23 protein-coding genes and 1 pseudogene are annotated in these 22,769 nt (G+C 48.0%); 17 read left to right on the top strand and 7 right to left on the bottom strand.

Features of this window, described 5'->3' with window-relative positions:
* Nucleotides 1-80: 80 nt before the first annotated feature.
* From KNP02_RS03490 to KNP02_RS03475, 4 genes are all read left to right on the top strand, one after another.
* Nucleotides 81-467 (top strand): DUF2512 family protein, encoded by a 387-nt coding sequence (locus tag KNP02_RS03490; RefSeq protein WP_214708956.1) that lies wholly within the window; start codon nucleotides 81-83, stop codon nucleotides 465-467.
* Nucleotides 468-481: 14 nt separating this feature from the next.
* The gene (locus KNP02_RS03485; protein WP_214708958.1) at nucleotides 482-682 is read left to right on the top strand and encodes a spore coat protein; all 201 of its coding nucleotides are present in this window, start codon (nucleotides 482-484) and stop codon (nucleotides 680-682) included.
* Between the two features lie 13 nt (nucleotides 683-695).
* A complete protein-coding gene (locus tag KNP02_RS03480; protein ID WP_214708960.1) occupies nucleotides 696-992 on the top strand; it encodes a spore coat protein in 297 nt (98 codons plus the stop codon).
* Nucleotides 993-1,079: 87 nt separating this feature from the next.
* Nucleotides 1,080-2,672, top strand: coding sequence for an FMN-binding glutamate synthase family protein (locus KNP02_RS03475; RefSeq protein ID WP_214708962.1), 1,593 nt, complete (start codon nucleotides 1,080-1,082; stop codon nucleotides 2,670-2,672).
* A gap of 6 nt (nucleotides 2,673-2,678) precedes the next feature.
* Here KNP02_RS03475 and KNP02_RS03470 read toward each other — a convergent pair whose 3' ends face one another.
* Nucleotides 2,679-3,878: an MDR family MFS transporter gene (locus KNP02_RS03470; RefSeq protein ID WP_214708964.1), complete on the bottom strand. Its 1,200-nt coding sequence runs from the start codon at nucleotides 3,876-3,878 to the stop codon at nucleotides 2,679-2,681.
* A 186-nt stretch (nucleotides 3,879-4,064) separates the two neighbouring features.
* Nucleotides 4,065-4,952, bottom strand: a pseudogene (locus KNP02_RS03465) (metallophosphoesterase family protein); the annotation flags it as partial.
* Nucleotides 4,953-5,171: 219 nt separating this feature from the next.
* On the opposite strand from KNP02_RS03465, the gene KNP02_RS03460 reads away from it, so the two are divergent.
* A complete protein-coding gene (locus KNP02_RS03460) occupies nucleotides 5,172-5,786 on the top strand; it encodes a flavodoxin family protein (protein ID WP_214708966.1) in 615 nt (204 codons plus the stop codon).
* 30 nt (nucleotides 5,787-5,816) lie between these two features.
* Here KNP02_RS03460 and KNP02_RS03455 read toward each other — a convergent pair whose 3' ends face one another.
* The 3 genes from KNP02_RS03455 to KNP02_RS03445 all read right to left on the bottom strand — a co-directional run bounded on the left by KNP02_RS03455 (nucleotide 5,817) and on the right by KNP02_RS03445 (nucleotide 7,766).
* On the bottom strand, nucleotides 5,817-6,350 hold the full coding sequence (locus KNP02_RS03455; RefSeq protein ID WP_214708968.1) for a hypothetical protein: 534 nt from the start codon (nucleotides 6,348-6,350) through the stop codon (nucleotides 5,817-5,819).
* Between the two features lie 260 nt (nucleotides 6,351-6,610).
* Nucleotides 6,611-7,492 (bottom strand): phosphogluconate dehydrogenase (NAD(+)-dependent, decarboxylating), encoded by an 882-nt coding sequence (gnd, locus tag KNP02_RS03450; RefSeq protein WP_214708970.1) that lies wholly within the window; start codon nucleotides 7,490-7,492, stop codon nucleotides 6,611-6,613.
* Between the two features lie 61 nt (nucleotides 7,493-7,553).
* On the bottom strand, nucleotides 7,554-7,766 hold the full coding sequence (locus KNP02_RS03445) for a hypothetical protein (protein WP_214708972.1): 213 nt from the start codon (nucleotides 7,764-7,766) through the stop codon (nucleotides 7,554-7,556).
* Between the two features lie 431 nt (nucleotides 7,767-8,197).
* Between KNP02_RS03445 and KNP02_RS03440 the strand changes: the two genes are divergently transcribed.
* From KNP02_RS03440 to KNP02_RS03425, 4 genes are all read left to right on the top strand, one after another.
* The gene (locus KNP02_RS03440; protein ID WP_214708973.1) at nucleotides 8,198-9,148 is read left to right on the top strand and encodes an LCP family glycopolymer transferase; all 951 of its coding nucleotides are present in this window, start codon (nucleotides 8,198-8,200) and stop codon (nucleotides 9,146-9,148) included.
* Nucleotides 9,149-9,218: 70 nt separating this feature from the next.
* A complete protein-coding gene (locus tag KNP02_RS03435) occupies nucleotides 9,219-10,064 on the top strand; it encodes a YihY/virulence factor BrkB family protein (protein WP_214708975.1) in 846 nt (281 codons plus the stop codon).
* Between the two features lie 103 nt (nucleotides 10,065-10,167).
* On the top strand, nucleotides 10,168-11,091 hold the full coding sequence (locus KNP02_RS03430; RefSeq protein WP_214708977.1) for an LCP family glycopolymer transferase: 924 nt from the start codon (nucleotides 10,168-10,170) through the stop codon (nucleotides 11,089-11,091).
* Between the two features lie 81 nt (nucleotides 11,092-11,172).
* Nucleotides 11,173-12,369 (top strand): alpha-amylase family protein, encoded by a 1,197-nt coding sequence (locus tag KNP02_RS03425; RefSeq protein WP_214708979.1) that lies wholly within the window; start codon nucleotides 11,173-11,175, stop codon nucleotides 12,367-12,369.
* A 44-nt stretch (nucleotides 12,370-12,413) separates the two neighbouring features.
* Here the strand turns inward: KNP02_RS03425 and galE are convergent, their stop codons facing one another.
* Both galE and KNP02_RS03415 read right to left on the bottom strand, forming a co-directional pair.
* Complete coding sequence (galE, locus tag KNP02_RS03420; RefSeq protein ID WP_214708981.1) at nucleotides 12,414-13,427, bottom strand: UDP-glucose 4-epimerase GalE; 1,014 nt, start codon at nucleotides 13,425-13,427, stop codon at nucleotides 12,414-12,416.
* Between the two features lie 27 nt (nucleotides 13,428-13,454).
* Entirely contained in the window at nucleotides 13,455-14,687 is a 1,233-nt protein-coding gene (locus KNP02_RS03415; protein WP_214708983.1) for a flagellar basal body-associated FliL family protein, read from the bottom strand.
* Nucleotides 14,688-14,881: 194 nt separating this feature from the next.
* Between KNP02_RS03415 and KNP02_RS03410 the strand changes: the two genes are divergently transcribed.
* From KNP02_RS03410 to KNP02_RS03375, 8 genes are all read left to right on the top strand, one after another.
* Nucleotides 14,882-15,604 (top strand): YveK family protein, encoded by a 723-nt coding sequence (locus tag KNP02_RS03410; RefSeq protein WP_214708985.1) that lies wholly within the window; start codon nucleotides 14,882-14,884, stop codon nucleotides 15,602-15,604.
* Nucleotides 15,597-16,313, top strand: a complete 717-nt coding sequence (locus KNP02_RS03405) for a CpsD/CapB family tyrosine-protein kinase (RefSeq protein ID WP_214708987.1) — start codon at nucleotides 15,597-15,599, stop codon at nucleotides 16,311-16,313. Before KNP02_RS03410 ends, KNP02_RS03405 begins: the two co-directional genes overlap by 8 nt.
* A gap of 14 nt (nucleotides 16,314-16,327) precedes the next feature.
* Nucleotides 16,328-17,095 carry a tyrosine-protein phosphatase gene (locus KNP02_RS03400; RefSeq protein WP_214708989.1) on the top strand — a complete coding sequence of 256 codons (768 nt, stop codon included), beginning with the start codon at nucleotides 16,328-16,330 and terminating at the stop codon, nucleotides 17,093-17,095.
* Nucleotides 17,096-17,315: 220 nt separating this feature from the next.
* Entirely contained in the window at nucleotides 17,316-18,215 is a 900-nt protein-coding gene (gene galU, locus KNP02_RS03395) for a UTP--glucose-1-phosphate uridylyltransferase GalU (protein ID WP_214708991.1), read from the top strand.
* A 12-nt stretch (nucleotides 18,216-18,227) separates the two neighbouring features.
* Nucleotides 18,228-20,111: a polysaccharide biosynthesis protein gene (locus tag KNP02_RS03390; protein ID WP_251129268.1), complete on the top strand. Its 1,884-nt coding sequence runs from the start codon at nucleotides 18,228-18,230 to the stop codon at nucleotides 20,109-20,111.
* Between the two features lie 17 nt (nucleotides 20,112-20,128).
* Complete coding sequence (locus KNP02_RS03385; RefSeq protein WP_214708993.1) at nucleotides 20,129-20,761, top strand: sugar transferase; 633 nt, start codon at nucleotides 20,129-20,131, stop codon at nucleotides 20,759-20,761.
* Nucleotides 20,758-21,621 (top strand): NAD-dependent epimerase/dehydratase family protein, encoded by an 864-nt coding sequence (locus tag KNP02_RS03380; protein WP_214708995.1) that lies wholly within the window; start codon nucleotides 20,758-20,760, stop codon nucleotides 21,619-21,621. The genes KNP02_RS03385 and KNP02_RS03380 overlap by 4 nt, the downstream gene beginning before the upstream one ends.
* 12 nt (nucleotides 21,622-21,633) lie before the next feature.
* Entirely contained in the window at nucleotides 21,634-22,725 is a 1,092-nt protein-coding gene (locus tag KNP02_RS03375; RefSeq protein WP_214708997.1) for a glycosyltransferase family 4 protein, read from the top strand.
* The last annotated feature ends 44 nt before the right edge of the window (nucleotides 22,726-22,769 follow it).

The raw sequence follows: 22,769 nt of genomic DNA, 5'->3' as shown, positions 1-22,769 counted from the left end.
GAAACTTTTCGTTTGAATAGTTATGGGAACGGAAAGAGGGTCCATGTACAAACGCCATCACGGGGAAAGGGGGAACATCGATGCAAGTGAATCATGGAAAAGCGCTGAGTCTGAAACTAGGGACGTTACTCGTCGTGTTCATCGCGATTTTGACGCTCGGGTTCGATGTCCCTTGGTACCACGCCGCGTGGATCTCGATAGTGGTCGGACTGATCGCCTATGGGGTGGGCGACATGTTCGTATTACGGAAATTCGGTAACTTGATTGCGACAGCGGCCGATTTCGCCCTCGGCTTCTTCTTGACGTGGTTCTTCCTGTGGATTCTCGACTTCGATATCGGGACCGAGACGAGTTTCGTATTGCTTGCGCTGTACACGGCGTTAGTGACCGCGGTCGTCGAGTTCGTGTTCCACGGTTGGTTGCTCAAGCATAAGCGCGAAGAAGCGCACATTCATTCGACACGCTAAAAGGAGGAACGGACATGGCTAAAAACAAACTCGCCATCCATGAAGTGTTAGAGATTCATGAGATGTTGACGCTGAAGCAAGCGGGGCTCGTCAAAGGATACGTGAGCGAACCGCTCATCAAAGACGAGAAGTTGCAGAAGATCGCCCGCAAACATTTGAAGAACACCGAGCAAGCGATCAGTGAACTGAAACAACTGTTGCCGAAGAAGGCGTAAGGAGGAGAGACGGATGGGAATCACGGAAAACTTGAAACGGGCCAGCAAACAACGGGACGAATTGATTGCGACCGATCTGCTCATCACGGCTAAGTCGGCCGTCCGCGCTTATGCGGTGGCCGTGACCGAGACGGCGTCACCCGAGGTCCGGAAAGTGCTCATCAAGCAATTGAACCAAGCGATCGAAGACCATGCCGAGATCGCCGACTATATGATCAAGAACGATATGTACATGGCGTACGATATCGAGAAGCAATTGAAACACGACAAAGAGAAAGTCGACAAAGCGAACGAATTGATCAAGAAGTAAGGGCCGACGGAAACGTCGGTTTTTTTCGTTTCATTCGGAAGGACCCGTGGTATCGGATAAGGACTATACGTGAGGGAGGAACCACTCATGTCCGTGAATACGACGATGCTCGCCATCGTGCTCGTCCTGATGGTGTCGACGATTGCCGCCCCGTTCCTGTTCATCTTGTACCTCTGGCGGAAGGACCGCCACCAGCGTGAGCACTCCGTCCTCCGCAACTTCCCGATTCTCGGCAAGGTACGCTATATCTTGGAGAAGGTCGAGCCCGAGATGCGCCAATACTTGTTCTTGAACGACAACGAGGCGAAACCGTTCTCGCGAAACGACTATGAGGCGGCCGTTATTTCCGGGAAATATAAGTCGCGCATTATCGGGTTCGGCTCGGAGCGAGACTTCGAGCGGGGCGGGTTCTATCTGCAGAACGTGCTCTATCCGACGAACCGGAACAAGCTCCGCATCGATAACAGCGAGACCGTGACGACGCACCTCTATCAAGTCGAGGAGGACAACCTGTTCACGCGGAAAGAGCGAATCGTCGAACGCGAGGTCGGCCCGTCCTTATTGATGGAAGAAGACAGCATCGTCATCGGGAAACAGACGTGCCGGGAACCGTTCCGCGTCCGCGGCCTCGTCGGGCAATCCGCGATGAGTTTCGGCTCGCTCGGCGAGAACGCGATCACGGCGCTGTCGATTGGGCTCGGCCGGGCCAAAGGGACGTGGATGAACACCGGGGAAGGTGGTCTGTCAGACCATCACTTGAAAGGCGGGGTCGACCTCATCTGTCAAATCGGGCCGGCGCTGTTCGGCGTCCGGACCGAGGACGGAACATTCTCGGAAGCGGCGTTCCAAACGAAGAGTGAGATTCCGCAAGTGCGTGCCTTCGAGTTGAAGCTCGCCCAAGGTGCGAAGACGAGGGGTGGCCATATCGATGGCGCGAAAGTGACGGAAGAGATTGCCCGCATCCGGAACGTCAAAGTCGGTGTGACGATTGACAGCCCGAACCGATTCTCTGATTTCAAGACGGACCGCGAACTGCTCGCCTTTATCGAGCGGTTGCGCGACATCGGCGGCAAACCCGTCGGCATCAAGCTCGTCGTCGGACGCCTCGCGGACGTCGAGGCGCTCGTTTCAGAGATGGCGTCATCCGGGAAACACCCCGATTTCATCACGGTCGACGGCGGCGAAGGCGGGACCGGGGCGACGTACCAAGAGCTTGCCGATTCGGGCGGACTGCCGTTGAAGGCGGCACTCCCGTATGTGCATCAACTACTGATGCAATATGGGATTCGTGACCGTATCACCTTGTTCGCTTCCGGCAAGCTCGTCACGGCAGACAAAATCGCCGTCGCGCTCGCGCTCGGGGCCGACTGCGTCAATATCGCTCGGGGTCTCATGTTCAACGTCGGCTGCATCCAGGCGCAAGTGTGCCATACGAACCGATGCCCGGTCGGCGTCGCGACCACCGACCCGAAACTGCAGCACGCCCTCGTCGTCGACAAGAAAAGTTACCGCGTGACGAACTATATTATCTCGCTCCGCGAAGGGCTCTATAACATGACGGCCGCGGCCGGCCTCGATACGCCGACGAAGCTGTCGCTCGAGCATGTCGCTTACAAGTATCCCGACGGTCGGGTGAAGCGGGGCGAGGAATTATTCGATGGACAGGCGAAAGACGGATGACCGCGGTCATCCGTCTTGTTGTGTGAGCTGGTGGAACAGTTGGGCATACAGTGCCATCCCGATGAGCGCCGACAATAAAATGAGTGTGAAGACGGCAAGCGGGGAGACGAAGCCCGAGGCGAGCACCGTCACCGGCGCAAGGAACTTGCCAATCGTGTTTTGGAGCGTATCGGCCGCGAGATATTGTCCGCGTGACGCCTCTGGGGCATAGCGGCTGACGAAGCTTTGGCTGACCGGGGAGCGGATCAACTCGCCGAACGTGAACACGGTCGTGACGACGAGCAAATACCAGATGTTCGACGAGAAGGCGACGAGGAACGTCCCGAACCCGGCGAGGAACGTCGACAACAGGAAGACGCGGCGTTCGTCCCACGCCCGGAACACGCGCGTGACGGGAATGATGAAAACGACGAACAAGAGCCCGTTATAGGCGACGAGCCATCCGAACAGGACGGTGTTCGACACGTCGAACGTGGCCGGGGCCTGTTCAATCAAATAGACTGGTACATACACGTCGAGCTGCATGATGGGAATCAAGGCGAACACCCCGGCAATCAAATAGAGGCGGAACAACGGATCGCGCAAAATCGTCGCATACGACCGCCCCTGCGTGCGGAATGTTTTGGCGACCGTCTTCTCAGGTGAGCCCGGCCGCGTCTCACGGGTGAGCGCCGCGAGCAGCATGCCGTACCCGAACAGGACGAGAGCGCAACCGAACAGGAGCGCCTGGCGATGCTCGAAGAAGAGGACCGCCCCGAGAATCGGACCGAGCACGGCGCCGATATTGTTCGACGCCATGAACGTCGCGAACACGTCGCGTAAATGTTCGGTTGGCACGAGGTCAGCGACCATGGCCGAGCTCGCCGGTTTATAAATGGCGCCCATGAAACCGATGCCGATATAGGTGACATAGTCGACGTAGGCGTTCGTCGAGAAGGCGAAGGCGAGGAACAAGAACCCTTGCGCGAACGTCCCGACGAGCATGACGGGACGGCGTCCGATCTCGTCAGCCAGCGAACCGCCGATTAAGCTACCGATTAGAAGAAACAGCGGTGGTACGGCCATGAGCAGACCGGCCAGCTCGACGCCGAGCGTTTGGGCAAAATAGACGGTGATGAACGGGAAGTACATCCAAAACAACAGATTGAACAGGCCTTCGCCGAACAAGCGGACCTTCAGGTTGAGGTCCCAGCGGTATGATTCCATCGTTGTGCTCCTTTCAAGAGTCTATCTTTACTGTAGGGAGTTGGACCGAGAAAGAATAGACTTATGTTGCGGGATTTGCTAAGCTAAAAATAGAAAAAGCGAATATATAGGCGCTTGTTTGCGCTGTACCATAAAACGAACATATGTTTGTAAAACGACCCCCGATGGAACCATCGGGGGTCATTTTTATTGGGTCGTCTTCGTCGCCTTAAAACTGCGGGCGAAAAATTCCTCGAATCGTTCATCGTCTTCCAGCAATGTTCGTCCGGTCATCGACAGCCGGCGCGTCGGAAAACCTGTCGATTGGCTCGGTGTGACGAAATAATCATCAAGATAGTCGGCTAACGTGGAGCGGACGAGCTCGCGTAATACCGTTTCGTCTTCTTCAATCCATTGTTCCGACGGGCCCTCGAGATTGTCGCGCGTGAGCAAGAGGCATGACCCGTCCCGGCTGAACGGATTGAAACTGAGCCGTCGCGTCTCTGGACCTGTGAATGGTCGAAACTCGTGTGTGATCCCTGACGACGTGACTTCACCGATCACATAGCCGGTCGGCCATGCCTTGCCGCATCCGTCCCACACCGAGAAGACATGACCGGGATAGACGAGGTCGACACCGCCACGTCGAGTGACCTCATAGCGATGATGATGACCGAGGGCGTAATAGCTGAACCCGAGCCGGGCGACGACGGATGCGGGGAACCGTTGTCGGTCCCCGTGACCGAGGAAGATGTTCGGGTACGGGTCGTCTCGCATCGGTGTCCTTGCGACATCCTCTTTCAACCCGGTCTGGTTCGTCTCACAGCTGAGCACATAAATCGCGGCACCGAGCGCTTCATCGAAGACATACCCGGGTCGAAGGAAGCTATGCACGTGCTCAATCTGACGCCAACAGTCGTCGTAAGCGAGCCGATGGATATCATGGTCCCCGTATACCAAATAGACGGATGCACCGAGGGCGGTCCATGTCTTCAAATACGAGACGAAATCTTCGGGGTCGCTCACTTCGATGTCTCCAGCGATGAGCACCGCCTTGATGTTTTCATGTCGAATGACTTCCGCGATCTGGGCGAGCTTCTCAGCTTGGACGGTAAAACTCGTCCGTTCGCCGTGATGGCATTCCCGGTATGTCTCGCATGGTGTAAATCGGCAATATGAATGAAACGTGTCATTGGCAAGTCCTCCCGAATCTGGTCTATCCTAATTTTCCCATGTGAAGGCAAGCGTGTCGACGAGATTAATCTTTCTACGGGCCGGGAACATTAAACTGTTGATTACTTAAGGAGGGATTCGATGAAAGCCTTATTCTTGAACTGTTCATTAAAAGGCGGGGACACGACCTCGCATACGGAAGGATTGATGAAGGATATCATCCCGCACTTCGATAAGCTCGGGGTCGACTCGGAAATCGTCCGCGTCGTCGACTACAACGTCGCGTTCGGCGTGACCGAGGATGAAGGGGACGGGGATGCATGGCCCCAGATTTTTGAGAAAGTCAAAGCCGCCGACATCCTTATCATCGGGACACCGCTTTGGCTCGGCGAGAAGAGCAGCGTCGCGACGCAAGTCATCGAGCGGTTGTATGGGGGCAGCGCCTTGACGAACGAGTTGGGCCAGGCCATCTACTACAACAAGGTCGGCGGTGTCGTCGTGACGGGGAATGAGGACGGGGCGAAACATGCCTGTGCTTCGATCCTGTATGGCCTGTCACATATCGGCTTCACCGTCCCACCGAACGTCGATGCGTACTGGGTCGGCGAGGCCGGACCGGGTGACTCGTACATCGATGCCGGGCGCGACAACGCCTTCACGAAAAAGAATGGACGCGTCATGGCGTACAACTTGTACCATTTCGCGAACCTATTGAAGCAGACGCCAATCCCGGCCGAAGGCAATACAATGGAATGAGAAAGGCGGCCGAGGCTGCCTTTTTGATGCTTATTCACCGAAGAATGGACGAGTGTCGCTTGGATGCACAGGTTTTCCGTAGCGTTTGATGCGTTTCTCGATCAACGTTTTCTGCTTCATCATATAATCGATGATGTGTTCAATGAAATGCTCGTCGACTAAGCAAGGTTCGAACTGGAGGACGTGTTGATAAGTGTGCGGTCCGGCGCACAAAAAGCCAGGCGGCAACCAGGCTGTTTTCAAACGACTTATGTAATCCAATACGCGAATGACAAAATAAGCCTCGTCTACTTCCTGTTGATACATCATTTGGAACGAGATCTCCCCACCATCCGGGAACGTGCGTGTTAATTTGAGTATGGTCATCGGTCCATACAGCATCGTCTCTCCTTCGAATTGGAAACGAGAATCTTGTTCACTGATGCGAAGCGCTTGGTCGGCGATTCGATTGAAGGTGTAATCGACATCTCGCCAATCGTTCGTCTGTTGGCGATAAAGGATTTCCCTTGTGGCTTTGTGTAGATTTTTCGAGACGTTTAACGGATATTCATGAAGTTTCAACATGTTTTTCCACTCCTTGTTCAACACAAGATACGGTGCTCCTTTCATCATAAGCTAATTTTAAAGGTTAGAATTTTACAGATTATAGTATATTTAAGACGTTAATCGCTGTACTTTCCATTCGTAGTAACATTTTCCTTGAAAATTATAAAAGAGACATTTATCACAGTAGAAAATATTGCACAAAAAAACAGAAAGATTTCAGTCGAATCGTTGACTGAAATCTTTCTTTTACAATCAGAGCGAGTACTAGTTTGATCTCACTATTTTTTCTCAACCGCATGCCCGCCGAACTCGTTTCGAAGGGCGGCGACGACTTTCCCGGAGAACGTGTCCTCTTCGAGCGAACGTTGCCGCATCATGAGCGACATCGCGATGACCGGAGCCGGCACGCCGTACTCGAGCGCCGTCTCGACCGTCCACTTGCCTTCCCCTGAGGCATGCATGACCCCTTTGATTTCGTCGAGCTTCGCGTCCTTATGGAACGCGCTCTCGGTCAGCTCCATTAGCCACGAGCGGACGACCGAGCCGTGGTTCCAGACGCGGGCGACTTGCTCGTGGTCATACTCGAACGGGCTCTTCTCAAGAATCTCGAACCCTTCGGCAATTGCCTGCATCATGCCGTACTCGATGCCGTTATGGATCATCTTCAAAAAGTGACCACTGCCACTCGGTCCGGCGTACAAGTAACCGTTATCCGTCGACACGTCGTGGAACAACTCCTCGATTTTGCCGAACGCCTCCAAATCCCCACCGATCATCGTACAGGCGCCGTGTCGCGCCCCTTCCATGCCGCCACTCGTCCCGACGTCAAAGAAGTAGATGAGCTTGTCTTTGAACTGCTCGGCCCGCCGCATCGACTCTTTATAGTTCGAGTTGCCGCCGTCGATGACGATATCCCCTGGTGACAACAACGCATGTAGGTCGTTCAAGACGTGCTCCGTCACGTCGCCCGCCGGCACCATCACCCAGACGACACGCGGCGTCTTCAGCCCTTCGACGACTTCATCGAGCGACTGTTTCGTCTCGAATTGGCTCGTCGACACGTTGCCCGGGTCGTAACCGAGGACACGGTGTCCACCATCCGTCAGATTGAGCGCCAAGTTCAAGCCCATCTTTCCAAGTCCGATCATCCCTAATTCCATATCGGTTCACCCCGTTCGTTGATTTGGTTTCCTTATAAGGGTTACCCGAAATGGATGGACTTTAAAAGAGGGGCTGTACCTCATCGATGCGGTAGGCGAGGATCGATCCGACTTTCACTTTCTTGCCGTCACTTAACTCCACATAGTCGTTGAGCGGGCTCGCCTCGTTCAACGTTCTTTCAAACGTGAAAGCGGCATCCTGTTTGGACTCCCCATATACCGTAAACACACAAGGTTCTTCTTTCTCTAAAAAACAAGTGACGACGTAGCGCATCTGACAACCCCTCCAACCAATTAATGGATTTATATGTGTATTTTCATCATAGATAAGCCAATTATTACAAAAAATAATCCCTTTGTCTCATCACGGTGTTTGAATATAAGGAAACATACCTATAAAACAGCATATTCGACAAAAAGTTGACACGATTTCGGATGTTTGATGATTGAGAAGTGGGTCTTTATACGTACAAATCGGACAAGATTGCGACTAAATGCTTGGAGCGTGAAGGTGTCGAGAAAAATAATGCGGAGAAAACACTCAATGGTTCGTCAGAAAAGACCGATAAGTAACAACGAATGTATACGTTCCCAATTTGCTGTATCAATTTCCCTTTTTTATAAAAATAACGTTATGAAAGACGGTTACATGCTAAAATAAAAATTGGTATTTTTATAAAAATGGTTTATGAAAGGTGTTAAGTCATGGAAGAGCAAAAGAAGCGAGTGAAAAAACGTCGTAAAAAGAGTTCCCCAGCGAAACGGATCGCAAAAATTGCGGGACTCGTCGTAGGGTTGTTCCTGCTCATCGGAGCCGGTGCAGCTGCCTATCTATATAATCAAGTCGATTCGACTGTCGAGCGGTTGAACGACTCGACAGGCCTCAGCCCGGAGCGCATGCAACCGGAGACGATCAATGACAAAAAACCGATTTCGGTTCTTCTTCTCGGTGTCGACCGTCGTGCCGACGAGCAAGGTCGCAGCGACTCGATTATCGTCATGACGCTCAACCCGAACACGGATCAAAGCGCGATGCTCAGCATCCCGCGTGACACGAAGACGGAAATCGTCGGCAAAGAGACTTCTGACAAGATCAACCACGCTTACGCGTTCGGTGGGGCCGAGATGGCACTCGACACGGTCGAGAACTTGCTCGACATCCCGATCGATTACGTGGCCGAAGTTGATATGAAGGGCTTCCAAGACACGGTCGACCTTCTCGGCGGCGTCAACGTGACGAACAACTTGGCGTTCACGTCAGGTGAGCACACGTTCGAACCGGGCGCACTCACGCTCAACGGTTCAGAGGCGCTCGCGTACACGCGTATGCGCTATGACGACCCGAGCGGAGATTTCGGTCGCCAAGAGCGCCAACGTGATGTCATCACTGCGCTCGTCAATAAAGGCAAAGACGACTTCTCCATCTCGAAGTTCAACAACATGCTCGATGTGCTCGGCAACAACGCCAAGACGAACATGACGTTCAAAGACATCCGGACGCTCTCGAGCGACTATATGGCTGCTTTCAAAAACCAGGACGTCCTTCGCCTCGAAGGAACGGGCGGGAAAGAAAGCGACGGCATCTATTACTGGAACCCGGACGCCACTTCACTCGAAGACGTGAAGTCGTATCTCGGACAATTGATGGAACAGTGACGCATCGCCTCATCCAATCGGATGGGGCGGTTTGTTTTATGTCATAATAAATAGAAAAGGAGTGACCCGAGTGCTCGATCGCCTGACCCGTCTTGTCATCGACGTCCGCCATCGGTTCAAGGACCACCATATCAACGACTATAGCGCGACGCTCGCGTTCTTTTGGTTTCTTGCCATCTTCCCGACGTTCGTCCTCTTGTTCGCCGTCATGGCGTGGTTCGGCATCGACGACGCCTTGTTGATCGAACAGATTGAGATTCTCATCCCGGGTTCGAGCGTGCGCGACATGCTGTCGATCGTCTATGACGTCAGCGGCAACATCAACGCCGGCCTCGTCTCAATCGGGGCCATCATCGCCGTCTGGTCGGCATCGAACGGGACGGCCCGTCTCGTCAAACTGACCGTATTCGCCTACGGGGAGACGGAGGCCCGGAGCTACGTCGTTCGTCGCTTGATTGGTTTGCTTACGCTCATCGCCTTCAGCGTCGGTGCCGTCATCTTGATTGTGTTCCATATCTTCGGCCGTGAGTTCGTCGAGCTCATGTATACGTGGTTCCCACGGCTCGAGGACTTCGATCGGTTGGCGACTTTAGCGCGCTATACGTTGTCGACCGTCATCCTTATCTTTGCGTTCTCGATGTTTTATAAAATCGCCCCGCAACAACACGTCAAATTCACGGAGACGCTCCCAGGTGCCGTCTTTGCCGTCATCTCCTGGCAGATGCTGTCGACGGGCTATAGTATCTACGTCGACCGGTTCTCGATGTTCGGGGACACGTACGGGACGATTGGCATCGTTATCTTATTGCAAATTTGGCTCTACTTGACGGCTGCGACGATGCTGCTTGGGGCCGAAATCAACGCGGGCTGGCGCGAACACATGAGGCGTACCCGCTATAAGACACATTTCCCATGAAAATTGAAAAGATATGGTTAGCATTTTTTGACAATGTGCTATAATACAACACGTGAAGCGGGAATTATATCCATATCTAACGATTTTGAAAGCAGGTGCACGCATGGCGAGACATAAGAAGAAATCACGCTGGAAAAAGGCGTTGGCGATCACGCTCGGCGTCTTGACGGTTTTCCTCGTCGCTGGGGGCTTGTTCGTCTGGTCGATGTACCGGGACGTCAACGAGACGGTGACGAAAGTAAATGACAACTTGGAAATCAGCGAGGAACGGAAACAAGTCGAGACGATTGAACAGAAGGAGTCGGTATCGGTGTTACTGCTCGGGATTGACCGCCGTGACGGGGAGCAGGGACGGAGTGACTCGATCATCGTCATGACGCTCAATCCGACGACGGACGAAGGGGCAATGCTCAGCATCCCACGCGATACGAAGACGGAGATTGTCGGCAAAGGTATGAACGATAAGATCAACCACGCCTATGCGTTCGGTGGGGCCGAGATGGCGATGGATTCGGTGGAAGCGCTCTTAGATATCCCGATCGACTATGTCGTCGAGGCGGACATGGAGGCGTTCACCGAGGTCGTCGACGCGCTCGGCGGCATCACGGTGACGAACAACTTCGCGTTCTCGTCGGACGGCTACTCGTATCCAGTCGGACAGGTCGATTTGAACGGCGCCTCGGCATTGTCGTACGCCCGCATGCGTTACGACGACCCGAACGGTGACTTCGGCCGCCAAGAGCGGCAACGCGCCGTCGTCGCGGCCATCGTCGAGAAGGGACGTTCTGACTTCTCGGTCGACAAAGTGACGAAGCTGTTAGACGTCGCCGGCAACCGGGCCAAGACGAACATCGAGTTCAATGAGCTCGTGGCGTTGTCGACGGACTATATGAAGGCGTTCCGCAATGCCAGCACGCTCCGCATCGAAGGAGCGGGCGGTCTGGAGTCGGACGGCATCTATTACTGGCATCCGAATGAAACCTCACTCGCCGATGTCCAAGCGGAGTTACAGCGCTTGATGAACTGAGTCGTCCTTAGGGACGGCTTTTTTTGCGTTTGAAAATCGTGTATCGGTGGGACTGATAAAGAGACACTGAGGAGGGATCACATGCTTTGGGAAACTGTTGAACCGATCATCAACCGATTAGAGGATGACCATACATCAGAGGACTGGCAGGAGCTGTTCATGAAGTGGGATGGTCATCATTGGCACGACGGGGAAGGTGTGAGCGAGAAGACGAGCGTGCTCATGATGGACGCGAACGCCGTCACGACGGATGGAAGTCCCGACTTGGACGCACTCCATGACCTGTTGAAGGAACACGTCCAGGCGTCGATTAGCGATTTGTATCTCGTCTCGCTGTTCCCGTATCCTGCCAAACCGACCGATACGGCCATCAATCCGCGCATCCGATTATATGAGGACCTCGGACGCTTCAAGCATGAGTTCGAGCTCATGTACGATACGGAGCCTGACGTCTATAACGAGTTACAGTTCAATCTGCTCGAGGAGACGGACGCTTTCATCGAGCGGCTCGCCCAAGGCGCGACGAAACTGCGTGTCCACGTGCAGTCGTTCCGGGGGATGCCGGAAGAAAGCATCCAGCGCGTCATCGAATTGTGGCACGCGGTGCTCCATCACTATAAACCGAACGGCCAATTGATTCTCGCCTATGAAGGAGACGTTCAGGCACACGGCTCATACATCAGCGTTGCTGATGCGATTTGTCACTTCGACCTCGCCTCGCACACGATGCTCGCCTTCGCGCAAGGTGACGCCAAGAAGTTGTCCGACTGGGCGAATCGGATCGAGGCGCCGGAAGCAGGGAAGACATACTTTAACTTCTTGTCGATTCACGAGCGTGACCCGTTCGAGAAAAATTTGATTGAGCCGAGCGTCGACATGATTCTCGCAGCGCACAGTATCCTGTTCTCGCTCCAAGGCATCCCGACCGTCGATTACCGAACACTGCTCGGTGTCGAGACACCGGTCGACCACGATGCGCTCATCCAAGAGCTGAAGACGAATCCGTACCGCCTGCAAGTGTTCTCTGGCATCATCAGCCAGTTGAACGTCAAACGGACACATCCGGCATTCTCACCGTACGCGGAGCAGCGAATCGATACGTCTGATAAGCGCGTCTTCACGGTCGAGCGGAAAGGCGGAGGGGAGACGCTCATGTTGTATACGAACGTCGGAAATGAGCCAGTAAACGTGCGAGCGAGAGGGACGAATCTGTTCACAGGTGAACCCATCGAGACGATTGAACTCGATGTGTATGGGGTAGCTTGGATCAAACAATGAAAAAAACGAGTTCTCATCGACAAAGATGAGGACTCGTTTTGGTGTTAGCGATATCCGTTCGGGTTGTTCGATTGCCAGTTCCAGGCGTCGCGGCACATGGCGCGGACGTCATGTTTCGCTTCCCAGCCGAGCACACGTTTCGACTTCGCTGGATCAGCAAAACAGATGGCGATATCGCCTGGACGACGTGGCGTCACTTTGTACGGGACAGCTTTCCCACTCTCCGCCTCGAACGCTTGGACGAGGTCGAGGACGCTATAGCCGGTACCGGTCCCGAGGTTGAACGCCTCGGCACCCGTGTGGTCCATGACGTAGTCGAGCGCCTTCAAGTGACCCTCGGCCAAGTCGACAACGTGAATGTAGTCGCGGACGCCGGTCCCGTCCGGTGTGTCGTAATCGTCACCGAACACGCTCAATTCGCTCAAGCGACCGACGGCGACTTGGGTGATGTAGGGCATCAAGTTGTTCGGGATGTCAAACGGGTCTTCGCCAATCTGGCCCGATTCGTGGGCGCCAATCGGATTGAAGTAGCGGAGGAGGGCGATGCTCCATGACGGGTCGGCGACGGCGAGGTCGCGCATGATGTCTTCAATCATCAGTTTCGTGCGGCCATAGGGGTTCGTCGCGCTGAGCGGGAACGACTCGTCGATCGGGGTCCGTTCCGGCATGCCGTAGACGGTCGCCGATGAACTGAAGACGATCCGTTTCACATCGAACGCGTTCATCACTTCTAAGAGAACGGTCGTGCCGACGACGTTGTTCTCGTAATAACGGAGCGGCTCGGATACCGATTCACCGACAGCTTTCAGTCCGGCGAAATGGATGACGGCGTCAATCGTATGCGTCAAAAAGATTTGTTCGAGCAGTTCGCGGTCGAGGATGTCACCGAGATAAAACGTGACCGATTTCCCGGTCAATGCTTCGACGCGCTCGAGCGCCTCACGACGGCTGTTCGACAAGTTGTCAAGGACGATGACGTCGTGGCCGGTTTCAAGTAATTGTAAAACGGTATGGGTACCGATATAACCGGCACCTCCTGTAACAAGAATCGTGTTCATGGGGATTGCTCCTTCCGTGAAACTCTCTTATTTTTCAGTCAGTCGTACCCGTGTCTGTCCGTTCGTACCTTCGAATAAGCGGAGTGAGTACGTCTCACTCTCATATACCATCGCATCGTCCGTTTCAAGAATCGGTTCACCGAGCGGGCTGAACGCCTCACGCGTCGTTTGCGTGTTCGTCCAGTCAATGGCGTGTACCTTGTCCTGTTGAATGACGAAGAAACCGTCGTTATAGAAGGCGTAAGCATTCAACGCATCCGTCTCCCGACCATAAGGAACGCCGATTGTCTCCGTGAGTGCCGTTTCGTTCATGGCAAAAAAGTTAGGCGCCGACTCGCTGAGCCACTCGTTGTTCAAATTCGTGTTCACCCAGTCGAGCAAAGCACTGTCCGTCAAATCGCGCGTCGGCCAGTCAGTTGTGACAGCATCGAGCGGGGCCCAAGCTGTCGTCCCATCCAAATCTACTTCGACATGATTGTCTTGTTCGTTCAACACTTCGTAGCGGTCACCGATGTCACCAATATACGTGACGGTCGTGCCGTTCGGTTCCGAGACAAGGTTGACGTTCTTTGAGGCCAGCCAGACGTAATTTGTTTCTGGTTCTTGGACGACCGGTTCAGGATCCGGTTTCGGTGCTTCTTTCACGATTTCGGCTTCTTGTTTTGGTTCCAACAGGTCCACTACATATGGATACCCGATATATCCGCCTCCTATGAGTAAAGCGAAGAAGAAGAGAGTTACAATCCATTTTCTGGATTTCCGACGTGGACGGGCTGGTTCGATTGTTCGATTGTACTTTGCTCGCTCGGTGCGTGATGGAACTGGAATTTCAGGTGTGTATCGTGGTTTAGAGACAGTTGATTTTTCTTTCAGTTTTGAATCTTGAACTACGGTTGGTTCGGGAATCAGTGCCGGTGCCTGTTTCTCAATAGGTGTTTCCTTGGCTACTGTCTCATCAATTGATTTTGATTGAGGAATCGTCGCTTCTTTGTTTAATACATTCTCATGCATTTCAAGTAAAGAAATATAGTATTGAAGGAACATGGCATCTTTTTTGCCATCGTTAATCCAAGCAGCGAAGTCTTTCGCTGATTTTTCTTCTGTGGGTAGCGTCGCATCCGATAACCCCGTCAATTCTTCGTAGGACACACTTAACGGTTTACCGTCCCCTAAATTTTGTTTAATCGTATTCTGCAATTTTGTACGTGTTGATGCATCCGTGTCTGCGTACAACTGGAGTAGGCGCTCACTAACGTGCACTATTGTCTCCTCCTTTTGTTAAGTTCTTCCTAACAAAGTTTATCAGATTTACATACCAAAAAAACCAAAATTTAAAAAATGGGTCATCATCTATGAGGAAATTTGCTATAATGTTTTGGTATTGGGATTGTTAAATATTATCTGCGGATTTTTTCCAGCAGTGACTTTTAAAACAGAGGAGAGAAAACAAGAGCATGAAAGAAGAAACGATTTCTATTGGAGAGTTGTTCTCCATCTTAAAGCGGAGCAAAGGGCTCATCATCAGTTTAGCAATCATCGCGGCGCTTATTGCCTTTTTAGTGAGTTCATTCGTCATTAGTCCAACATATGAGGCATCGACGCAAGTATTGGTTGCTCCTAAAGAATCGCAAAACAACATGATCGATAGTGGCCAAATTCAGTCATCAGTAACGTTAGTAAACACATACCGGGTCATCATTCAAAGTCCAGCCATTTTAGAGCAGGTTCAAGAAAATGTAATGGGTGCCCCTGACAATATTGCAAACTTAATTACGGTCAATAGTGAACAAAACTCACAAGTCATCAACATTAAAGTTCAACATACAAATCCTGTGCTAGCAACGGACATTGCTAACGAAATCAGCGATGTCTTTTCGAAAGAAGTGCCAGAATTGATGAGCGTGGATAACGTGAAAGTTCTGTCAAATGCCTCAGTCCCAATGTTACCTGTTAAACCAAATGTCCTGATGAATACAGCGGTCGCAACTATTCTTGGCTTAATGATTGGTGTTGCCATCGCGTTCCTTAAAGTTGTATTAGATCGTCGTATTAAGACGGAACAAGACGTTGAAAACATTTTAGAACTCCCGGTTCTTGGATCAATCCCTGTAATCGATAAAGTCGAAATGCGTCAACAACGTCAAGCTAACGTGAAAGGTGAACGAGCCCATGTTTAAGTTCGGAAAGAAGAAAAATAAACATACACAATATGACAAGTCAGGCCGAGAGTTAATCACGATTCTGAAGCCAAAGTCACCGATTTCAGAGCAGTATCGGACCATCCGAACAAATTTGGAGTTTACGGCAATTGATGACGAGTTACAAACGATGGTTATCACGTCAGCCTCGTCAGGAGAAGGAAAGTCGACGACGTCATCAAACCTTGCTGTCGTCTATGCACAGCAAGGGAAACGTGTGTTACTCGTCGACTGCGATATGCGTCGTCCTACTGCCCACTTTACATTCCGTTTGTCAAATGGAATTGGTCTCTCAACTGTGCTTGCTAAAAAGACGACTGTCGATAAAGCGACGCATACGACTCAAATCGAGAATTTAGATTTGATTGCGGCTGGACCGATTCCGCCTAACCCATCGGAGTTATTATCTTCGAAGATGATGGATCGTGTATTAGAAGAACTGAAAGCAAACTATGATGTCATCATTTTAGATGCCCCTCCAATGATGCAAGTAGCGGATACGCGCCTCTTAGCTCGAAAGGTTGACGGTGTCGTTCTTGTCGTCGGTTGTGATAAATCGGATCGCCAGATGGTTGTCAAAGCGAAAGAACAATTGACACTCGCAGAGGCACATATCCTCGGTGTCGTCTTGAACAAACGCGAGCCACAAGGTAGCGACGATTATTATTACTACTACGCATATGAATAAAAGGAGAGCGTGCCATGATTGATATCCATTGTCACTTATTGCCGGCCGTCGATGATGGTCCGGAAACAGTCGAACAAGCGGTCGAGATGGCGAAGCGCGCCGTAAGTGAAGGGGTGACCGCAATCGTGGTCACCCCCCACGCGTTTCATCCACAGTTTGACACAAGCCAGCTCGATGTATCGAATGCTGTCACGAGATTACAGAATGTTTTGCGACAAGAAGGAATCGACCTCGATCTGTACGCTGGACAAGAGATTCGAATCTTTGGTGATCTTGTTGAATCATTAGAGCAAGGTAAGGCTTTATCACTTGCCGAATCTCGTTACGTTTTAGTGGAGTTTCCGAGTGACTCAGTACCAGCCTATGCAGAACAATTATTCTTCGGGCTTCAAACGGAAGGGTACACGCCAGTTATCGCCCACCCCGAGCGTAATAAAGAGTTCGCAACCAACCCAAAACGGTTAATGGATTTTGTCTCGTCTGGTGCGCTTTCGCAGATTACGACGAGTAGTTTGACCGGAGAGTTCGGTCAGAACGTGAAAGAGCTCGCATTTGCTTTCCTTCGTAACGGACTCAGCCATTTAATCGCATCAGATGCCCATAGCACAGGCCGCCGAACATTTTATTGGAAGGAAGTCGAGAAAGTTGTTCGTGAAGAACTTGGTCAAGACAAGTGGGAAAATTACGTAGTCAATGCGGAAGCAATTATGAAGGATGACTTCGTATTTATCGATCCGCCGACGCTACCGGTTAAAAACTGGCGAGGAAAATGGAAAAAATAATTCACTTGTTGTTAAAGACTAATTATTGACAATTCATCTAAAAATATGATTCTTTTGTCGACAACTGTCGAACGATTTTAGGTTTATTTTACTCCTCGTATGTTTTTATATTAGGTCTAAAGTGATAATCTGAAAATATAATTTTGAAAGGATGTAAGTTACATCCTTTTTTCTATGAATCAGACAGAGAATGTATATTTATCCATAGAGGAGGAGCATCATGGCAAGCAAAGTAGTTAAAAAAGCTGTGATTCCGGCTGCAGGATTAGGAACACGTTTTTTACCAGCAACAAAAGCAATGCCAAAAGAAATGTTACCAATTGTAGATAAGCCAACCATTCAATATATTATTGAAGAGGCCGTTGAATCTGGAATTGAAGACATTTTGATTGTGACCGGTAAAGGCAAACGCGCTATTGAAGATCACTTCGATTCAGTTCCAGAACTCGAACAAATTCTAATTGAAAAAGGGAAGTCTGAATTTTTAAAGTTGGTTGAAGAAACGACCAATATTAATATTCATTTCATTCGTCAGTCAAAACCGATGGGACTTGGCCACGCGGTTTTGCAGGCAAAGGCGTTTGTCGGAAATGAACCATTTGTCGTTATGCTTGGAGATGATATTGTTCAGGCGGAAATCCCTTGTACAAAACAATTGATTAAACAGTACGAAAAAACGGAGAGTTCGATTATCGGAGTTCAACCAGTTTCACGCGACGTAACTCATCGTTATGGGATTGTTGATCCACAGGCGTCACTTGAAGGCGGTTTACATAAAGTTGAATCTTTTGTTGAAAAGCCGGCATCAGGTACAGAACCATCGAATTTGGCCATTTTAGGCCGATATTTGTTTACTCCTCAAATATTTAACTTCTTAGAAACACAAGTCCCGGGAGCGGGTGGTGAAATCCAATTGACAGATGCAATCACGCGCTTGAATGAAGTTGAGCGTGTATATGCTTACGAATTCAATGGCAAACGCTATGATGTTGGAGAAAAATTAGGGTTTATTCAAACAATTCTTGAATTTGCATTAAAGAGAGACGATCTCCGAGACGATGTATTAAAAATGATGACCGAACTGATGGAAGAACAATCTTCTTTGAATCCAGTGAAGTAAGGAGGAAAACAGATGTTGATTCCTGAGTTAAGTCGAAAATCATTTCGAACAAGCGTACTAGTGTTTCTTGATATTATGGCTATTTTATCTTCAATGTTCGTCACATACTTCTTTTTATATCCAATTGAATTTATTGAAAATGTGGATCGTAATCATTTTGTAGAATCTGCTTTATTATACAGCGCGCTATTTATCGTGATGGCCGGTATCAGTCGTCTTTATCGAGTCGCATGGCGTTTTGCGAGCATGTCAGAAGCCATCCGTCTTGCCGTGACGCTTATGATGAGTACGTTGACTTTGTATCTCCTTCAATTTGCTGTTTACGGAGAAGCAATGGAAAGAATGTTATTCCTTAGTTTCTGTTTATCTCTTCTAATGTTAGGAGGCATTCGTTTGGGGTCACGAATTTATGTGACTTGGAAGCAAGATCGCCGACTTGTTCTAGGCGGGAGAAAAATGAAGCGGCGTAAAACTGAAAAAAGGACGTTGATTATCGGTGCTGGTCAAGCGGGTCGTATGTTAGTCCGTCAAATCAATCAGTCAGATAATCATCGTATGAATCCAGTTGGGTTTATTGATGATAACAGTCATCTTCAAAATCTGACAGTTAACGGTGTAAGAGTGTTGGGAACGCTCGAACAATTAGAAGGTGTGGTCGAGAATCATGCAATTGATAAAATTGTATTCGCAATCCCTTCTATGAATTACCAAGATCGACTCGCCGTTATTAAACGTGCAAAATCACTTTGTACAAATGTGCATACGCTACCCATGATTGAAGAAGTGGCAGCGGGTAAAGTTGCTGTCAATCAAATGCGCCAAGTCTCCATTGACGATTTATTGGGGCGTGAACCGGTTGAACTAGATATTTCGGGAATCCAGTCAGAAGTCGAAGGGAGAACGATTCTTGTAACGGGTGCAGGTGGTTCGATTGGATCAGAGATTTGTCGTCAAATTTTAAAGTTCAAGCCAGAACGCTTGTTACTACTCGGACATGGTGAAAACAGCATTTATTTGATTGAACGTGAATTACGTGAATTGAATTTAGATGTAGAAATTATTCCGCTTATCGCTGACGTTCAGGACGTTGAACGGTTGCGTAACGTCTTTATGACACATTCACCACATATAGTTTTCCATGCGGCAGCACACAAACATGTTCCGTTGATGGAAGCAAATCCACATGAAGCTGTGAAGAACAACATTTATGGCACTAGAAATGTCGCTGAGATGGCAGATGAGTTTGGCGCAGATAGATTTGTCATGATTTCGACGGATAAAGCCGTCAATCCGACGAACGTTATGGGTTCAACAAAACGTATTGCTGAAATGGTTGTTCAAAATTTAGCAAAGACTAGTCAAACAAAGTACGCTATTGTCCGTTTCGGGAATGTATTAGGCAGTCGTGGTTCTGTGATTCCGTTATTTAAAGCTCAAATTGAGAAGGGCGGACCGGTCACCGTAACACATCCTGATATGACGCGTTACTTCATGACAATTCCTGAGGCGAGTCGTCTGGTCATTCAAGCGGGAACGCTTGCGGATGGTGGAGAAGTGTTTGTCCTTGATATGGGTGAACCAGTGAAAATTGTTGATCTTGCACGCAATATGATTAAATTGAGCGGATTCACTGAAAATCAAATTGCGATTGAGTTTAGTGGGATTCGTCCAGGCGAAAAAATGTTTGAAGAGCTGTTGAAAGAAGGGGAAGTTCATCCTGAAGCAGTTTATCCGAAAATCTTTACAGGTATCGTCACCGAGGAAGCAGATTTGGAAGGAAAACTTATTCGAATGCATGAGTTAAAGACGAGTGAAGCGCTCGGTCTATATCTCGTCAACTGGGCAAATGATTGTCTCGATTCGGTTAAGCGTGATCAACTAAAAGAAACAGTCTAACTAATGGAGTGTGAATGATGAAGTATATTGAACAAAAACGAAAAATTGACTTTATATTGTCGTTGATTGGACTAATTGTACTTGCTCCTTTATTTATTGGAATTATGATTGCAATTAAACTTGAGTCGAAAGGCCCGGTATTTTTTAAACAAAAGCGTGTCGGGCTTCAGCAATCTCACTTTAACATTTTGAAATTTAGAACAATGTTTATTGATGCTCCCAAAGATACACCGACTCACTTACTAACAAATCCAAATCAATACATTACTAAAACAGGTAAGTTTTTGCGTAAAACAAGTTTAGATGAACTTCCTCAACTTATAAATATTTTGAAAGGGGAGATGGCTGTAATCGGTCCTCGCCCAGCATTATGGAATCAATATGATTTGATTAAAGAAAGAGAAAAACATGGTGCTAATGGAGTTTTGCCGGGGCTTACTGGCTGGGCACAAGTTAATGGTCGTGATGAATTGCCAATCAAAATTAAAGCTCAATTGGATGGAGAATACGTATCAAAGTTATCACTATGGATGGATATCAAATGCTTTTTTAAAACTCTAATCAGTGTAATTAATAGTGACGGGGTTGTAGAAGGTGATTCCATTAGAATGGTCAATGAAGTAGCTAGTGCAAAGGAGATTGATAAATGAAAAGAATTTTAATTACAGGTTTAAAAGGTTATATAGGATTATCGTTTAAAAGATGGGTAGAAGAAAATAAAATATCTGATTATAAAATTGATAGCATTAGTGTAAGAGGAAATTCATGGCAAGAACTTGATTTCACAAAATACGATTCAATAATTCATTTATCAGGAATAGTACATTCAAAAAAATCTTCTAGCGAATCATATTACACGGTAAATAGAGATTTGACTATAAGATTAGCTGAAAAAGCAAAAAAACAAGGTGTAAAGCATTTTGTATTTTTTAGTACTCTTAGTGTTTACGGGTTAATAAACGGTACTATAGACAATGCTACAATAGAAGCGCCGAAGAGTGACTACGGCAAATCAAAATTTATGGCAGAGAAAGAATTGCAAAAACTATCTAATGAAAATTTCAAATTATGTATTGTTAGACCACCTTTAGTTTATGGCCCAGATTCTCCAGGTAATTTCTCTAGATTGTTACATTTGTTTTCTATTCTACCTTTTTTTATAACAACCTTTAGCGAAAGAAGCATGATATTCGTAGACAACTTATCCAATTTTTTATACAAAATTATAGAGAATGAAGCTACAGGAACTTGGATTCCTCAAAACAAAGAGTATGTTAACATTTCTTCTGTTTATAAAGTCACTTGCGAAATGAAAAACAAGAATCCAATATTAATTCCATTTAAAATTCCGAATCTTCTTAGTAAAAGAATTAGTTTCTTTAAAAAAATATTTGGGAGTTTAAAAGTCGACGAAAATCTTTCGGGAACTAAATTTAACTATCAAAAAATTGAATTTGACGAATCAATTATTATTACTAACTCTAAAAAAGTACACAATTCTAGAAAATAAGGTGATTATATAGTGAAGAAAGTCGTTATTTTATCTAACCATGATGTTTACACTTATAATTTTCGTAAAGAAATTATTCAAAAATTACTTGAAGAAAAATTTGAAGTACATTTAGTTTTGCCATATGGGGAAAAATTGGAGCGCTTAATAGAGATGGGATGTATTCATCATAATGTTTCATTAGATCGTAGAGGTATGAATCCATTTAAAGATTTAAAATTATTGTATCAGTACTACAAAGTTATAAATAAAATATTACCGGATGCAATTATTTCTTATACAGTTAAACCTAATGTCTACGGAGGACTGATTGCAAGGCTTAAAAAAGTTCCTTTTTTCCCAAATGTTACAGGATTAGGATCTGGGTTCGAGAAAAAGGGAATCACAAAGAAAATTTTGTTGAATCTTTATAAAGCATCCTATAAAAAAGCCACTTGTGTATTTTTTCAAAATAAAGAAGATAAAAGGATTATTATGGAAAATGGTGTCAACATAAACAAATATAAAATTATTCCTGGATCTGGTGTAAACATTAGTGAGTTTCCACTACTACCTTATCCTGATTTACCTACTGTGAATTTTGTATATATCTCAAGAATTATGAAAGAGAAAGGGATAGATCAGTTTTTAGAAGCAGCTCAATATATTAAAAGAAAGCATCCATATACTATGTTTCACGTTCTTGGATTTTGTGAACAGGATTACGAATCTAAATTACATAATCTGCAGGAGTTAGGCATATTAAAGTACCACGGAATGCAAGATAACGTGAGGGAATTCCATAAAATTTCTAGTTGCACAATTCATCCTACGTATTATCCGGAAGGAATGTCAAATGTTCTTCTAGAAACCGCCGCGTCAGGAAGACCAATAATTACAACGAATAGAAGTGGAACAAAAGAAATTGTGGATAACGAAATTAATGGATATTTTATAGAGCAAGAAAATTCGGAAGATTTAATTGACAAGATCGAAATATTTTTATCTCTAAATTTTAAACAGAAAGAAAAAATGGGGCTTATGGGAAGGCAAAAAATCATGAAGGAGTTTCGCAGAGAATTAGTAGTAGATGCATACTTAGATGAACTAAGAAAAATTAATTGAGATTTATAAATTCTACACTTAATTAATTTTTTAATGGTACGGAG

This window comes from Exiguobacterium sp. s40, assembly GCF_018617905.1.
Taxonomy (GTDB): domain Bacteria; phylum Bacillota; class Bacilli; order Exiguobacteriales; family Exiguobacteriaceae; genus Exiguobacterium; species Exiguobacterium mexicanum_A.
Note: the sequence above shows the minus strand (reverse complement) of the source record. Positions and strands in the feature narration are given on the sequence as shown.